This is a genomic window from Rhodoplanes sp. P11, from assembly GCF_964266735.1.
GTDB classification, from domain to species: Bacteria; Pseudomonadota; Alphaproteobacteria; order Rhizobiales; family Xanthobacteraceae; genus Rhodoplanes; species Rhodoplanes serenus.
The window spans coordinates 91,743-106,887 of record NZ_CAXWGY010000018.1; the positions used below are offsets into that span (position 1 = coordinate 91,743).

At 71.4% G+C, this 15,145-nt stretch carries 9 protein-coding genes and 1 CRISPR repeat array; of the genes, 4 read left to right on the top strand and 5 right to left on the bottom strand.

Annotated elements, in window-relative coordinates; genetic code table 11:
* Nucleotides 1-86: 86 nt before the first annotated feature.
* From ACFQUV_RS17240 to ACFQUV_RS17255, 4 genes are read right to left on the bottom strand one after another with little or no spacing between them, the layout of a single operon-like run.
* Nucleotides 87-2,471 (bottom strand): RAMP superfamily CRISPR-associated protein, encoded by a 2,385-nt coding sequence (locus ACFQUV_RS17240; RefSeq protein ID WP_129608926.1) that lies wholly within the window; start codon nucleotides 2,469-2,471, stop codon nucleotides 87-89.
* On the bottom strand, nucleotides 2,471-3,937 hold the full coding sequence (locus ACFQUV_RS17245; protein WP_129608927.1) for an RAMP superfamily CRISPR-associated protein: 1,467 nt from the start codon (nucleotides 3,935-3,937) through the stop codon (nucleotides 2,471-2,473). Before ACFQUV_RS17245 ends, ACFQUV_RS17240 begins: the two co-directional genes overlap by 1 nt.
* Complete coding sequence (locus ACFQUV_RS17250) at nucleotides 3,930-5,825, bottom strand: RAMP superfamily CRISPR-associated protein (RefSeq protein ID WP_165363863.1); 1,896 nt, start codon at nucleotides 5,823-5,825, stop codon at nucleotides 3,930-3,932. Before ACFQUV_RS17250 ends, ACFQUV_RS17245 begins: the two co-directional genes overlap by 8 nt.
* Nucleotides 5,822-7,558, bottom strand: coding sequence for a hypothetical protein (locus ACFQUV_RS17255; RefSeq protein ID WP_129608929.1), 1,737 nt, complete (start codon nucleotides 7,556-7,558; stop codon nucleotides 5,822-5,824). Before ACFQUV_RS17255 ends, ACFQUV_RS17250 begins: the two co-directional genes overlap by 4 nt.
* A 55-nt stretch (nucleotides 7,559-7,613) precedes the next feature.
* Nucleotides 7,614-8,300: direct repeats of the CRISPR family, unit length 37 nt; unit sequence GTTTCAATCCGCTTCACGTCGCGGAGGGTCGGCAGAC.
* 305 nt (nucleotides 8,301-8,605) lie between these two features.
* On the opposite strand from ACFQUV_RS17255, the gene cas1 reads away from it, so the two are divergent.
* From cas1 to cas6, 3 genes are read left to right on the top strand one after another with little or no spacing between them, the layout of a single operon-like run.
* Nucleotides 8,606-10,630 (top strand): CRISPR-associated endonuclease Cas1, encoded by a 2,025-nt coding sequence (gene cas1 / locus ACFQUV_RS17260; RefSeq protein WP_129608930.1) that lies wholly within the window; start codon nucleotides 8,606-8,608, stop codon nucleotides 10,628-10,630.
* A gap of 7 nt (nucleotides 10,631-10,637) precedes the next feature.
* Entirely contained in the window at nucleotides 10,638-10,922 is a 285-nt protein-coding gene (gene cas2 / locus ACFQUV_RS17265) for a CRISPR-associated endonuclease Cas2 (RefSeq protein ID WP_129608931.1), read from the top strand.
* Entirely contained in the window at nucleotides 10,919-11,935 is a 1,017-nt protein-coding gene (cas6, locus tag ACFQUV_RS17270) for a CRISPR system precrRNA processing endoribonuclease RAMP protein Cas6 (RefSeq protein ID WP_129608932.1), read from the top strand. The genes cas2 and cas6 overlap by 4 nt, the downstream gene beginning before the upstream one ends.
* A 124-nt stretch (nucleotides 11,936-12,059) precedes the next feature.
* On the opposite strand, the gene ACFQUV_RS17275 is transcribed toward cas6, so the two are convergent.
* Entirely contained in the window at nucleotides 12,060-14,012 is a 1,953-nt protein-coding gene (locus tag ACFQUV_RS17275) for a propionyl-CoA synthetase (RefSeq protein WP_280176754.1), read from the bottom strand.
* A gap of 306 nt (nucleotides 14,013-14,318) precedes the next feature.
* On the opposite strand from ACFQUV_RS17275, the gene ACFQUV_RS17280 reads away from it, so the two are divergent.
* Nucleotides 14,319-15,083: a sulfite exporter TauE/SafE family protein gene (locus ACFQUV_RS17280; RefSeq protein WP_129608973.1), complete on the top strand. Its 765-nt coding sequence runs from the start codon at nucleotides 14,319-14,321 to the stop codon at nucleotides 15,081-15,083.
* The last annotated feature ends 62 nt before the right edge of the window (nucleotides 15,084-15,145 follow it).

Genomic DNA, 15,145 nt, shown 5'->3' on the forward strand with positions numbered 1-15,145 from the left:
ACGCCGATGATCGCGCCGAGCTGATCGCGCGGCGAGATCGCGCCCTGCGCCGCCACGACGGCACGCAACGGCGAGATCGCGACCGCTCAGGTCCAGAACACCGGCGGCTTGCGGGGCTGCTTCGGCGCCGGCAGCAGGCGCCCATCGTCGGCGGTGGCGCGAGCCGGCGGCTTGGGGGTTTGCCCCCGCGGCGCCTTCAGAGGCTTGACCGTTCCGCGCAGCTCGTTGAAAGCTTTGAGCCCCATATAGTCGAGCTGCGCGTCCGACACATCGACCGCCGGCTCGCTGGCGCCGAGGAACTCCAGCACGGCCGGCACGCCTGGGAACTTGTCCAGCCCCGGCTGCGCGCGCATATGCGCCGCGAAGGCGACCAGGAACGGCTTCAGGCTGGCGGTGCCCTTGTCGGTGCAGAAGCCGGTGCGCGTGTCCGGGCTCGCCAGCTCCTCGCCGGCCGGCGGCGGAATCGTGCGCCCGTCGTTCGCCTCCGCGGCGAGATCGAGCGTGCGCAGCCGCATCTGGCCGGCGCCGAACGGTCTCGCCCGCCCGATCATGTGGCGGTAGGGCTTGGCCGGATCGCCCCCGTGGGTGAGCGCGAACAGCACCGCCCCGATCTCCGCCGCGGTGACGTTGTGCAGGCGGATTTCGCCTTCGAAGACGAGCGGCTTGCCGGCGTCGCGCGGCAGCAGGAAGCGGAGGCGGCTCTTCACCTCCTCGCTGACCGAGCGCCCCGTGGAGCGGTCGCTTGCAGCCTCGATTTGGCGCTCGCCCATCGTCTTGATCTTGGCGAGCCGCCCGAGAGCATCCGCCGCCCCGTCGCGCGGCCGGTAGCGCTTGCGGCCGGCGAGCCGCGGCGGCTGCTCGGCACTGTAGTCGGCTTCGCCGTCGTTCGCCCCCGGTCGCGCGGGCTGCAAGTAGAACGGCGCGAACGAGGCGCGCGGCGCCGACTGGATGACGACCACCGGATCGGACAGGCGGGCACGGCCGAAGCCGGGCATCGGCGTCGCGAACGAGAAGGCGATGCGCCCCTTGCGGGCGATGCTCGGCGGTGCGCTGCTGGCCGACTGGTCGGCGCCGATATCCTTGGGCTCGACCACGTAGCCGAACAGGCCCTCGACGAAGTCGGCGTGGTAGGCCAGGTCGTTCTGCTGGCCATAAGCTGGCTGATGCCGCGCATGGCTCACCGCGAGGACGTCGCCGACGGACCGTCGGTGCGGCAGCTTCATCATGCGGGTGAGGCCGAAGAAGAAGTCCCGTCCCTGCGCCTCCAGGTCGCCCACATAGAAGACCGGAATGCGACGATCGGCGTCGAAGGTCGGCTTCAGCTCCTTCCAGGAGCCGTCCGGAACCGGCCGGTTCTTCGACGGCTTCGAGTTCATCCGCACGAAGTCCTCGACGATGGCGTCGTCGATCGGCACCGGCCGGGCGCCGCGGCGATCGAAGAAGGCGTATTCGTACTTCTTCTTGCCGCCGCGTCCGGGCAGCTTGCCGGACATCACCGGGACGCCGGGCGTGCCGCCCTTCATCGGCTTGCGCACGGTGCGGCCCTTGTCGTCGAAGGGCGGGCCGTACCCGAAGGTCTCGTGGAAATCGTAGAGGATCGGCTTGCCGCCACCCGGCGCGAGGCCGAGCGCCTGGTACTTGTCGGTGAGCGACTTGACGATCCAGTCCTCGCGGCGCGACACCCGCCCGGCGAACTCGGGCGCCGCCGCCATGTCGTCGATCAGCACATGAGCCCAGTCGCAAGGCACGATCTCCATCGTGACCTTGCCGTCGGGGTCGGTCGATCCGGTGAGCCATCCCGCCTCGACCCGGTCGACCTTGGCGACCAGCTCGTAATAGGGATGCTCGAAGTCGCGAATACCGAAGCGGTGATGCAGGTTGGCGCTGCCGAGCCTGCCGTGGGCGACGATCTCGACGGCCGCGCGGACCAGCCCCCGCAGGGTCGCCCCCGGGATCACATAGGCGTCGGTGCCTCCCATGGTCATCGGCACGACGATGCCCTCGTCGGGACCGGACCGCGACGCCTCGGCACCGACCAGCAGCGGCGTCTCCGCCTCGAGCGTGTAGCGGATCGTGGCGCAGTAGCCATCCGCCCGGGGGATGTCGAGCCGGACCTGATCGGCCGGCACCACCTGATCCGGCAGGGTGACGAACACGAAGGGTGACGTGTAGGGCGCCAGCTCGCGCGGCGTGCCGCCCCGGGCGATGTCGAAGGGCCTCGCCCCGCCCTTCGCGCCGGCGGCCGGACGGCTGCCGGGACGCGCGCCGGCGCCAGTCCCGACGCCGGGAGCGGCACCGACCTTGCCGAGCGCCGCCCGCGCATAGGCTTCGAGCTCGTCGTTCTCCATCGCCTCGAAGGACTCGTATCCGGCCAGCAAATCCACGGCGCCAGGAATGTCCCGGGTGTCGCGAACGCCCTTGCGACGGAGGATGCCGGCGGCCTCCTCGACCAGCTTGTCGTTCAGGCTCATCACGAAGCCCCCTCGGACCGGAACCAGCCGAAACCCTTGTTGCCGCCGTGGCCGAGCGTCAGCCCGTTCTTGCGGATGTCGTCGAGCAGGTCGTGGTACAGCGCCTCGTCCTGCGCGCCGCGATCGGCGTCCAGCCCGGCCAGGCGGCCCGGCCCGAGCCGCAGCACCAGCGCCAGCCGCACGCCGATGAAGGTCCGGGTCTTGAACAGGGCGTTGTCGACGGGGCCGCCGGTGAAGCGGTCGAGCTTCACCGAGGTGACGTCCCACGGGGTGCCGCCGCGCACCTCCACCCGCACGATCTCCAGCCGGCCGCGCAGGCCGGTGATGCCGAACAGACGCTGCACGCTGCTGAGACGACCCGGATCGTCGCCCTTCCGCCAGACGACGCCCTCCGGATCGACCTTTTCGGCGGCGCCGTCACGCAGCCCCCGCAGCCGCGCCCGCATCTCCAGCCAGCGGGCACGCGCCCGCAGCACGCCGGCGACGCTGGTGCCGAGCAGCAGCGGCTCGTCCTTGACCAGAACCTGCGCCGCGATGTGGGGCTCTTTGCCCTCGTCGCTGCCGCCCTGCTTGCGCGTCTTCGAGGCGTCGACGACCAGGAACGGCCCGTCGCAGACGAGCCGCAGCACGTCCACGGCCGCGGCAGCGGACGTGCGGCGCGCGAGCGGTCGCTTGGTCGTGCGCGACGTGAAGGTTCCGTCGGCGCCCAGCACGCGCTCCTGGATCTTCACCGAGGCGGGATCGAGGCGCACGCGCCCGAAGCCGTCGCTCTGCCCCTTCCCGATCGGCCGCCCGCTCTCCTCACAGAGGAGGTCGAGCAGCGCGAGCAGATCCGACAGGGTCGCGTTTGCCTCGAGCCGGGCGTCGCGGCCGTCACGCGCCGCCGCCTCGGTCTGTATCACATGATCGCCCCCTGCCCCGCCGACGCGGCCGCGCGTGTCGATGCGCAGGCGCAGCGCGAAGGTGGTCTCCGGCGCGACCATCTCCTGATGGAAGAGCGTGTGGTCGCCGGCCGTTCCCGACTCCGGATCGATCCGGGTGCGGGCGGCGACGAACACGCCGCGCCCGAGGTCGTCGGCCGCACCGGCCACGAATGGTGCCTCCGGCACCGCCGGCGCCGCGATCCGGCGGGCACCGAACACGGTCACCCGGCCCGCGGCGCCACCGCCCCCCGCCTCGATCGACGACTTGATCGATCCGAACAGCCGCTCCACGGCCTCGCCGTCGCGGCCGTGGCGCTCCTCGGCGAGGCGGCGCAGCAGGCCCTTGATGGTGGTTCCCGGAAGATAGGGCGCGTCGTCGGCGTCGCGCACGACGGCGGCCACCTCGGGCTGGCGGTTCGCCCCCTTCTTGCCCGTCACGGTCGAGATGTTGCAGGTGTCGCCGCTGCCGACATGCAGGGGCGACAGCACCACTAGGGTCGCGGTGATGTCGTGCAGAATGCGGGGCGAGGCTCCCTCACGCATGCCGCACCTCCTTCAGCAGTGTCACGCCGATCGGGCCGGAGAGGTGGTCGGCGGTGATCCGCCCATAGCCGTTCTCCCGCACATAAGGGCAGGTCTCCCAGTCGACCGCCCGCCCGTCGATGGTCGCGGGCGGCAGCCCGGTCCGGCACAGGTCGCGAAGGCGCGCGAGATCGTCGCCGCGGACGCCCGACAGATGGAACACCGAGCCCGCCTCGGTGATCAGGAAGGGATGATAAGCCTTTTGCCCGCGCGCCCGGCGGCGCCGCGCCAGATAGCCCCCCGTATAACGCTGACAGGCGATGGCGCCGACCAGCGTCGCCGCGGGCAAAAGCGCGCGCCAATAGTCGGCATAGGCTTTCTGGGGCGAGATATCTTTCCAGGCCGGCCGGCCGTCGCGCATCTCGACGAGGCTCGCCGGGTCGAGCAGATGCGCCGGCGTCACCAGCATCACGGCATACTCGCCGGGGTGCCCGTCGATCTCGCGCAGCACCGGCGCCGGCGTCTCGCCGATCGCCCGGAAGGTGGCGCGCGCGCCGGTCTTGCCGATGCCGTCGAGGCCCTGCTCCAGCAGGGCGAGCAGGCGCAGCGAGGCGGCGTCGCCATCCGCCGCGACATCCACGATCCAGCTCCGGTCGGTCCATCCGCCGCCCTCGGCGGCCGAGCGCGCGCGGCGCACGCTGCGGGCCAACGTGGTGAACAGCGCCTGGTCGGTGGCGACCCCGCCGTGATCGATCTCCGTGTGGGTGCGGGCGATCGGCGGCGGCTCCTCCGTCGGCAGCCGCCCCAGCGCGGCATTGGCCTTCCCGAACCAGGGCGATTTCCAATCGCCCGCGAACCGCGCGGCCTCGCACTTGCGATCGCCCAGCCTCGAATCGACCCGCATCAGCACGCCACGACCGTCGGGACACCGCAGGGCGTCGCCGAAGACCTCGCCGTCGGCGCTGACCAGCGACAGCGGCAGCGGCAGCAGGCCCGGCGTGCCGCTGGGCTCCAGCGCGCCGCTGGCCTCGTCGCGCCGGAACGCCTCCGGGAACGCATGCCCGATCGACAGCGCCGCCAGGCTGTCGCGATAGGCGCCGGTCCGCGGGTCCTCGCCAGCGTGCATCAGCACCTGGGCCAGCGCGCCCTTGAACACCGCGCCCGGCACCACGACGCTGCCCAGCACCGCGTTGTCGGCGATCTTCTCGGCATCGACCAGGATCGGCCGGTCGAAGGTGACGCGATAGCGCCGCCGGACCGGGCCGCTCGACGCGACGGGAGGTGCAGCCGGGATCACGACCGGCGTCGCGGCGACGCGCTCGACCGCGGTGGCCGTCACCTCGCCATAGCCCGCCGACTTGGCGGTCCCGATGGCGGTGACCAGCGCCAGCGCGCGGCGCAGCCGCGTGGTCCACGCCTCCTCCTCGCCGACCGGCACGTAGAGCGTGGCGGTGCCCTCGAAGGTGACGGCCCGGCCGAACGGCGCCACCAGCTCCAGCACCTGCATCTTGCCTTCGTCGACCGCGCCGGTGTCGTTCTCGATCTCGATCCGGGTGGTCTCGTACTGCTCCGATCGATCGACCCCGCGCGCCACCAGATCCGAGACGATCAGCCGGCCGCGCAGCGGCTCGTTCGGCGTGCCCGCCGTCCGCTCCGCCGCCGACGGCCGGCCGAACAGGTCGAGAATGTCGGAGGCGCCGAGGCCCGCCCCGGCGGCGGCGAGGTCCTCGAAAGCATCGCGCAGGCAGCCGCGGATCTGATCGGCCGGGATGATCGGGTGCCGCTCCTCGTCGCGCAGCGCCGCGGCATCGAGACCGACCAGCTTGCCGCCGAGGCCGCGGAACAGGAACGGGCTCGCGACCGTGACCGACAGGGCGAGCGCGAGGCGCGTGTGGGGGTGGCTCTTCACGATGCGCTCCCGGCCGACGCTGCGAGCTGCGGGAAGTCCGGCGCGAACGGGGCGGCGTAGTCCCACAGGGTGACCAGCAGCGCCAGCGTCATGGCGAGACCGCGCGGCGAGCCACCGGCGATCTCGTCTAGATCGAGGTCCTCGCGGGACACACCGCGATCGGCGCCGGCACCGGCGAGATAGCGATCGAGCGCCTCCTCGACCGCGCGGTCCGCCCCGGGCTCGCCGACACCGATGCCCTTCTCACGCAGCCGGCGGAGCGCCCCGTAGATCTGCGAGCGCGGAAACGGGTCCTTGGTCCGGCGGCCTTGCTGGTCGACGGCGCCGTCACGGAGCGCGCCGATCTGCTCCATCAAATTGGCGAAGCGGTCGCCGTCGCCCGGCAGCGCCAGGTGCCTGGCGACGACGTCGTCGTCCGCCCGGGCGCCGAACACCGACTTGCGCCAGCGGCCGAGATCGCGATCCGGCGGATGCAGGCTCTCGAAGATCTCGAAGGTCGCGGTGCTCGTCCTGTCGAGGCCCGCCGCCTTGGCGGCGTCGGCCGCCTCCTTGGCGATGCTGCGGAGCTGGCGGATCGGCACCTTGACGTGCCCGATGGCGACCCCGACCGCATGGGTCAGCGGCATCCGCGACCCGTCCGCGATCGCGATGTCCCAGCCGGCGGTGGCGCGGAAGAAGCCGGCCACGAACGCGGTGGCGAGCCAGGCCGGCATCACGAAGGCGAACTCGTCGCCGCCCCACATCAGGGTCTCGAAGCGCAGGCCCGGCGGCCGCCCGGCCTTGCTGTCGACCTTGAAGACGTCGCCCCATTCGCGGCTCTCGGCGCCGTCGACGAGCCAGCTCGTGATTGCTTTCAGCAGCTCGTTTCGCTTGTCGTCGAGGTCGTCGGAAAACACCTTGGTGCCGGCGTTGGCGCGCAGCGCGCCGAACTTGTTGCCGTCCGCATAGACGACGGCGATCTTGTTGCGCACCGACAGCCCGGCCTCGGGCGGCGGCGCCGCCACGATGTCCTGAAAGTGCTGGGCGAAGCGCAGCCGCGGCCGGTCGCCGGCGAGCGCGGGGGGCAGGCTCTTTCCCAGTTCCCGGCCGTAGAATGTCTGGCGGGCACGACGGCCATATTCGCGGCGCGCCTTGACGGCGGGCGACACCGGGCGCCGCTTGCCGCGTCCGCCGTCGTCCTCGCCGTCGTCCACCGTGTCGTCCGGAAACCAGGCGGTCGCGGTGGCGGGGCGGATGCCGTCGCGCTCGTCGGCATCCTCGGCCGCGGGGTCGAAGACGATCGGCTGCTCGGTCCATCGGCGATATTGCTGCGCATGCCCGCGCGCCGCCGCGACCGTCAGGGCCTTTTTCTCCGCCTCGGCATTCTCGCCGGTGCCGGCGGGGATTTCGATCGGCGCCACCGAGACCACATGCATCATCACGGCGTGCGGGGGCGCACTGTAGGGGGGCTTGGCGTCGCGTCCGTCGGCGCGGGCGAGCGCCGTGCGGATCGTCTGCTCGATATCCGCGGCCGCCGCGTCCTCGCTCGTGGTCGTGGTGATGCGAAAGGCGCATTGCGACGCGCCGCGAAACTCCAGACGCGGCTCAAAACCTTTTTGTCGCAGAACCGCGCCGACCGCTTCGGCGACATAGAGGGCGGCCAGCCCGCCGCCCCGGATGGTCGACAAATCATTGGTATCGTCGATCGTGGCGGAAAAATTGACCGCCTCGACCCGGACAATCAGCTCGGGCATCGAAAAATCCCCGCAACCCCTAACGTGGAAAGGGTAGCGGCACGCTCGACTCGCGTCAATGTCGTGACAGGCCGACAGGAGGGTCGGCAGACCTGCTCCGACCTGTCGGGCGACTGCTCCGACCTGGTTTCAATCCGCTTCACGTCACGGAGGGTCGGCAGACGATCGGCTCCAAATCGTCAGTGCTGGAGCCATGGGTTTCAATCCGCTTCACGTCGCTGAGGGTCGGCAGACGTGACTGCCTTGACGGCTGCGCCCGAGATGGTTGTTTCAATCCGCTTCACGTCGCGGAGGGTCGGCAGACCCGACTTCGTCCGCGCCGTCGGCGTGGCGAAGTCGTCGTCGTTTCAATCCGCTTCACGTCGCTGAGGGTCGGCAGACGTGACTGCCTTGACGGCTGCGCCCGAGATGGTTGTTTCAATCCGCTTCACGTCGCGGAGGGTCGGCAGACGCCTCGCGCTCGACACGACCGGCATGACCGGTCTGTTTCAATCCGCTTCACGTCGCGGAGGGTCGGCAGACAGCGGAGGGAATATCCGCGACCCGTGGTGGTCGCAGAGTTTCAATCCGCTTCACGTCGCGGAGGGTCGGCAGACCCGCTGATCCGTGCGGCGCTTGAGGCGGGAGCCCAGGGGTTTCAATCCGCTTCACGTCGCGGAGGGTCGGCAGACGCGGTCTTCGTTCACGTGGGGTGGGTAGAACAGCGTTTCAATCCGCTTCACGTCGCGGAGGGTCGGCAGACTGTTCCTTCCCAACCCTTTCGTCAAGCTGAAGAATTAAGCTGGCTTTCCAGCATGACCCCGGCCGGGCCGTCAAGGCCGATCGCACAAAGCACGAACAAGGTCCCCTGAAACGGCATTTCGAGTTTTCAAAACAAAGGCTTATGGATTTTCCAGCATGGGTCTTCCAAGATTTCCCTTTCCGATCAATGATCGTGGTGGTGTTTTATAACCTTCGACAGCGCCGCCCGGGACAGCCGCAGGTGGCGAGAATTTTTGGCCAGTGCAATTTCAGCACGGTACCGCGCGCTCGACTCGGGGAAGACCCATGGCCCGCCCGGATCACCAGCGACTGCCCCTCGACGGCCAGGCCCTGTTCCTGGCGGCCACCACCCCGGCCGGCCTCGGCGACGGCTGGCAACGGGTGTGGCGCAACCAAGGCGCCGCCGGCGGCGACGGCATGACGGTCACGGCCTTCGCGGTCGGGGCGCCGGAGCGCCTCGCGGCGCTGTCGACGGCGCTGCGCGAGGGCACCTATCGGCCCGGGCCGCTGCGCCAGGCGAGCATTCCGAAGCCGTCCGGCGGCAGCCGTCGGCTCACCATCCCGTGCGTGCGCGACCGGGTGGCGCAGTCGGCGGTGGCGCAGAAGCTCGGGGCCGCCCTCGATGCCGAGATGGACGACGCGAGCTTCGGCTACCGCCCGGGACGCGGGGTCGCCGACGCGGTGAAGCGGGTGGAGACGCTGCGCCGGCGCGGCTTCGTCTGGACCCTCGACGCCGACATCGACGACTTCTTCGACAGCATCCCGATCGACGCGCTGGTGACGCGGCTGCTCGACTGGATCACCGACGGCCCGCTGATCGACCTCGTCGCGCTGTGGCTCGAGCAGGCCGCCGTGCAGGGGCGCGGCATCGCGCAGGGCTCGCCGCTGTCGCCGCTGCTCGCCAACCTCTATCTCGACCGGCTCGACGAGACGATGTCGGCCGGGGGCCTGCGGATCGTGCGTTACGCCGACGACTTCGTGGTGCTGGCGAAGGACCGCCCGGCCGCCGAGGCGGCGAGGACCCGGGTGGAGAAGCTGCTCGCCGATCACGGCCTCGGCCTCGATCCCGACAAGACGCGCATCCGCAGCTTCGACGACACGCTGAGATTCCTCGGCCACGCTTTCGTGCGCGGCTGGGCGATGCGGCCCACCGAGGGGACCGACGGCGACCCCGACAGCCTGTCGGCGGCGCTGCGCCGGCTCGCCGTGCAGGACGAGGCCGAGGCGAAGGCGCTCGACGCCGAGGCGGACGAGGCCGCGCAACTGTCGCGCGCCGGGCTCGATCGCGGCCTGCGGGTGCTGCATGTGCGCGAGCCGGGCCGCCGGCTCGGGTTGCGCAATCTGTCGTTCGCGGTGCACGAGGCGCCGGGGGACGGCGACCCCGGCGGCCGCGAGCTGATCGCCATCCATCACACCCGCATCGACCGCATCGAGCTGGGGCCGCACGCCGCCACCGATCTCGCCACGCTGCGGCACGCGCTCGCCTGCGACATCCCGGTGAGCTTCGTCGGCCGCCATGGCGAGACGCTCGGACATCTCGCCTGCCGGCTGGCGCCGCATGCCCGCCGGCATCTCGCCCAGGCACGGCTGGCGCTCGATCCGGCCGCCCGGCTCGATCTCGCCCGCCGCATCGTTGTCGGCCGGCTGGCGAACCAGCGCGCGCTGCTGCGCCGGATCAACCACCGCCGCGGCAGCGTCTTCGTCGATCGGGCGGCGGTGATCCTGTCACGGCTGATCCGGCGCGCCGCCGACGCCGCCACGATCGAGCAGGCGATGGGCCAGGAGGGGGTCGGCACGCGGGTGTTCTGGAAGGCGTGGGGCCGGCTGCTGCTGCACGGCTTCGGCTTCGAGGCGCGGGTGCGGCGGCGGCGCGCCGACCCGGCCAACATCGCGCTCGACCTGTGCGCCGCGCTGCTGGCGCGCGACGTGAGCGTCGTCGTGCTGGCGGCCGGGCTGCATCCCGGCTTCGGCGTGCTGCACGCCGCGGCCGATGGGCGCGACGCCTGCGTCTACGATCTGATGGAGGAGTTCCGGGCCGGGCTGGTGGAGAGCGTGGTGCTCGCCGCCATCAACAAGCAGGTGCTGCGTCTCGACATGTTCGCCGAGATGCCGGACGGCGGCGTGCGGCTGGGCCGCGCCGGCCAGGCCGCGCTGGTCCGCGCCTACGAGGAGCGCTGCACTCACGCGGTGACCAGCCGGCGCTCTGGCGCCCGGGTGAGCTGGCGGCGGTTGATGCGCGAGCAGGCCGAAGCCTATGCGGCGCATGCCGAGGGGCGGACCGCCTATCAGCCTTATGTGCTCGATCATTGAGGATCGGATGGCGCGGGAGCATCTGTTCGTGTTCTGCTACGACGTCGCCTCGGCGAAGGCGCGGCGGCGCATGGCCGAGCTTCTGGAGAGCACGGGGACACGGGTGCAGCAATCGGTGTTCGAGGTGCGCACGACGGCCGCACGGGCACAGGCGCTGCTGCGCCGGCTCGGCCAGGAGCGCCATGTCGGCGACAGCGTGCGGATGTACTGCCTGACCGAGGAGGGCCGCGCCCGATCGGCGGCGAGCGGCGGCGCCCCGATCCCCGAGCGCAGCGAGTTCTGGTTGCTATGACGGACCCGGCCGAGCGGCTCTCGCTCCGCGCCACCGCGCTCCGCGCCAGCGACCCGCAGGCCGCTGGCCTCCGCGATGGCAGCGCCATCGGCCGCTTCCTGCGAAGGCCGGCCGAGGCCGTCGATCTCGATGGCTTCGTGGCGCGGCTGGAGGCGCGGCGCATCCGGCTGCGGCTCGACGCGCTCGCCCCCGCGGCGGTCGACCCGGCACTGGCCGGCCGGCTGCGCGGCGCCCTCGGCGACGTGCTGGCTCGCACCGCCTCGCCGGAGGCCGTCGCCGGCCGGCCCTGCCCGTGGGACCCGCCCTGCGCGTTCGAGGCGCTGTTCCGCAAGCAGGGGCGCATGACGGCCGGCACCGACTTTCCGAGCCCCTGGGTGATCGCCGTCACGCCGCGGCGGGGCTGTCTCGATGTCGCGCTCACCGTGTTCGGCATCGCCCGGGAGTGGGCCCCGGCGGCCGCCGAGGCGCTGGTCGAGGCATGCCGGCGGATCGACTGGCGCGCCGCCGCCGGCGTGTTCGTCCCCGCCATGCAGGTGCTCGATCGCCGCGTCGAGGACGCATGGCTCCCCGATCTACCCGCCGGTACCGGCCTGGAGCTGGATTTCGTCTCCCCGCTGGTGATCTCCGGGGGCGATCCGCGCGAGGCGCCGGCCGCGGCCTTCACGAGCCTCGGCCTGCGGCTGGAGGGCCTCGCCCGCTGGCACGGCCTCACGCTGGCGCCGGTCGACTGGCGTGCCGTCGCAGCCGCCGCACAGGCGCTCGACTGGACGTGGTCGGAGGTCGACGCCATCCGCTGGCAGCGCGGCTCGCGTCGGCAGGATCGCTGGATCGGCATGACGGGCGTCACCGGACGCCTGCATGTCGGCGGTGCGCCCGACGCTCTCGCCCGGCTCGGGCCGCTGCTGCGCCTCGGCACGCTGACGCATGTCGGCGCCGACGTGTCGTTCGGCTGCGGCCGCTATCGTATCGTCCCGGACGCCGACGCCGCGTCGGCCAGTCTCGCCCGGTCGTAGACCGCGCGCGCCATGCGCGCGTCCGTCTCCCGCTGCACGAGGGCGAACAGCGCCCTTCGTGCGCGCGACGGCGCAAGGCCGCCACCGCGCACGACGGGGATGACGATGGCGACGACGCGCGACGTCAGGCGCCGATGCCGTGGTGCTTCAGCGACGCGGCGATCTCGTCGAGCGCCGCCGGATCGTCGATGGTGGCCGGCATGGTCCACGGATCGTCGTCGGCGATCTTCTTCATGGTGCCGCGCAGGATCTTGCCCGAGCGCGTCTTCGGCAGCCGGTTGACGCAGATGGCGATCTTGAACGCCGCCACCGGGCCGATCTTGTCGCGCACCAGCCGGACGATCTCCTGCTCGATGTCGCTCGGCTTCTTGGTCACGCCCGCCTTGAGGACGACGAAGCCGCACGGCACCTCGCCCTTGAGCTGGTCCTTGATGCCGATGACGGCGCACTCGGCGACGTCGGGATGCGACGCCAGCACCTCCTCCATGCCCCCCGTCGACAGCCGGTGGCCGGCCACGTTGATGATGTCGTCGGTGCGACCCATGATGTAGAGGTAGCCGTCCTCGTCCTTGAAGCCGGCATCGGCGGTCTTGTAGTAGCCCGGATACTCGGTGAGGTAGCTCTCGCGGAAGCGGTCGTCCTGCTCCCACAGGGTCGGCAGGCAAGCCGGCGGCAGCGGCAGCTTGACCACGATCGAGCCCATCTTGTTGGCGGGCATCTCGTGGCACGCCTCGTCGACGATGCGCACGTCGTAGCCCGGCATCGCCACCGTCGGCGAGCCCGGCTTCACCGGGAGCTGGCCGAGGCCGATGGGATTGCCGGCGATCGCCCAAGCGGTCTCGGTCTGCCACCAGTGATCGATCACCGGCACGCCGAGGATGCGCTCGGCCCACACCACGGTGTCGGGGTCGGCGCGCTCGCCGGCCAGGAACAGCGTGCGGAAGTGCGAGAGGTCGTACTGGCCGAGCAGCTTGGCCTCCGGGTCCTCCTTCTTGATGGCTCGGAAGGCGGTCGGCGCCGTGAACAGCGTCACGCACTTGTGTTCGGCGATCACCCGCCAGAAGGCACCGGCGTCCGGCGTGCCGACCGGCTTGCCCTCGTACAGGATGGTGGTGCAGCCGTGCAGCAGCGGCCCGTAGACGATGTAGCTGTGGCCGACCACCCAGCCGACATCCGAGGCGGCCCAGTACACCTCGCCGGGATCGACCCCGTACAGGTTCTTCATCGACCACTTCAGCGCCACCATGTGGCCGCCGTTGTCGCGCACCACGCCCTTCGGCTTGCCGGTGGTGCCGGAGGTGTAGAGGATGTAGAGCGGATCGGTGGACGCCAGCTTGACGCAATCGGCGGCGCGGCCGGACTTGAGCGCCGCGGCCCGCAGCGCCGCCCAGTCGTGATCACGTCCCGCCGTCAGCTCGGCCTGCACCTGCGGCCGCTGGAGCACCAGGCAGGCGGACGGCTTCTCGCTGGCGAACGTGATGGCGGCGTCGAGCAGCGGCTTGTAGGGCACGACGCGGCCCGGCTCGATGCCGCAGCTCGCGGTGAGGATCACCTTCGGCTTGGCGTCGTCGATGCGGGTGGCGAGCTCCTTGGCAGCGAAGCCGCCGAACACCACCGAGTGCACGGCGCCGATGCGGGCGCAGGCCAGCATCGCGAAGGCCGCCTCCGGCACCATCGGCATGTAGAGCAGCACGCGGTCGCCCTTGCCGACGCCGAAGTCGCGCAGGATGGCGGCGAGCGTGCGCACCTCCTGCAACAGGTCGTCGTAGGTGAACACGCGCTTGCTGCCGGTCACCGGCGAGTCGTAGATCAGCGCCGGCTGGGTGGCGCGGCCGTTCTGCACATGGCGATCGACGGCGTTGTAGCAGGTGTTGCAGGTCCCGCCGACGAACCAGCGGCCGTAGACGCCGGCGGTCGGGTCGAAGATCGTCTTCGGCTTCTCGTACCAGTCGATCGCCTCGGCCGCCTCGGCCCAGAACCCTTCCGGGTCCGACAGCCAGCCGGCGTAGACCTCGTGATAGCGGGTCGGCGCGAGCTCGTCCTGGCGGGACACACGATGCAATGCGGATGTCGTCACGGCGCTTCCTCCTGCTCGGCGTGCCCGCCTCACGCCTCGCCGGAGCGAAACGTTCCCGATGCTGCGGCCGCCATTTGCTGTCCCGGGGGCTTTTGGTGCGATTTTGCCGCACTCCCCCCGGTTTGCAAGCCCGCCGGTGCTTAACATTTGGTCGGGCCGCCCGCGGCCGATCGCAGCGGCTCGCCCCCGGGCGCCGCCTCCGGCCTGTCGGGCGCCGCCGGTAGGCTGGCGCCGCGGCGGCGGATCGGCTTTGATGCGCGCCCGCCCGCCGCGCGCCGCACCGCGCCTCTCGTCCGGCTGTCGACCGTGAACATCATCCAGGACCCCACCTTCTACCTGTTGGCGCTGCCGGCCGTGACGGCGCTCGGCCTGTCGAAGGGTGGCTTCGCCGGGGTGGGCACCATGGCGACCCCGCTGCTCGCGCTCTACGCGCCGCCCCTCCAGGCCGCCGCCATCCTGCTGCCGATCCTGATCATCCAGGACATGATCTCGGTCGTGACCTATCGGCGCGACTGGGACGCCTGGAACCTGCGGATCATGCTGCCCGGCGCGGTGCTCGGCGTCGGGCTCGCCTGGGCGATCGCGGCGCATGTCTCGGACGACGTCATCCGCATCGCGGTGGGGCTGATCGGGCTCGGCTTCGTGCTGAACGTCTGGTTCGGCCGGCCGCCCGCCACGACGCGGACGCCCGACCCGAAGGCCGGCGTGCTGTGGGGGGCGGTGGCGGGCTTCACCTCCACCATGGCGCAGGCGGGCGGCCCGCCCTTCCAGGTGTTCGTGCTACCGCAGAAGCTGCCCAAGCTGCGCCTGGTCGGCACCTCGACGATCTTCTTCGCGGTGGTGAACGCCCTCAAGGTGGTGCCCTATTTCGCCCTCGGGCACTTCACCGGCGACGCGCTGGGCACCTCGGCGGTGCTGCTGCCGCTGGCGGTGGCGACCAACTTCCTCGGCATCTGGCTGGTCCGCCGAACCCCGACTGCGCTGTTCTACCGGATCAGCTACGCCCTGGTGTTCATGATCTCGGTCACGCTGCTCTGGCAGGGCGTGTCGCACCTGGTCGCCGGCGCTTGAGAGCCCCGCTCGAAACTCGCCGCCGCGGCGGCGAACCGGGCCGACGTCGACCAAAGCAGGGC

Bases quoted from the DNA above. Each gene is read 5' to 3' on its own strand.
- ACFQUV_RS17240 (WP_129608926.1), bottom strand. From the start codon at position 2,471: ATGAGCCTGAACGACAAGCTGGTCGAGGAGGCCGCCGGCATCCTCCGT.
- ACFQUV_RS17245 (WP_129608927.1), bottom strand. From the start codon at position 3,937: ATGCGTGAGGGAGCCTCGCCCCGCATTCTGCACGACATCACCGCGACC.
- ACFQUV_RS17255 (WP_129608929.1), bottom strand. From the start codon at position 7,558: ATGCCCGAGCTGATTGTCCGGGTCGAGGCGGTCAATTTTTCCGCCACG.
- cas1 (WP_129608930.1), top strand. From the start codon at position 8,606: ATGGCCCGCCCGGATCACCAGCGACTGCCCCTCGACGGCCAGGCCCTG.
- cas2 (WP_129608931.1), top strand. From the start codon at position 10,638: ATGGCGCGGGAGCATCTGTTCGTGTTCTGCTACGACGTCGCCTCGGCG.
- cas6 (WP_129608932.1), top strand. From the start codon at position 10,919: ATGACGGACCCGGCCGAGCGGCTCTCGCTCCGCGCCACCGCGCTCCGC.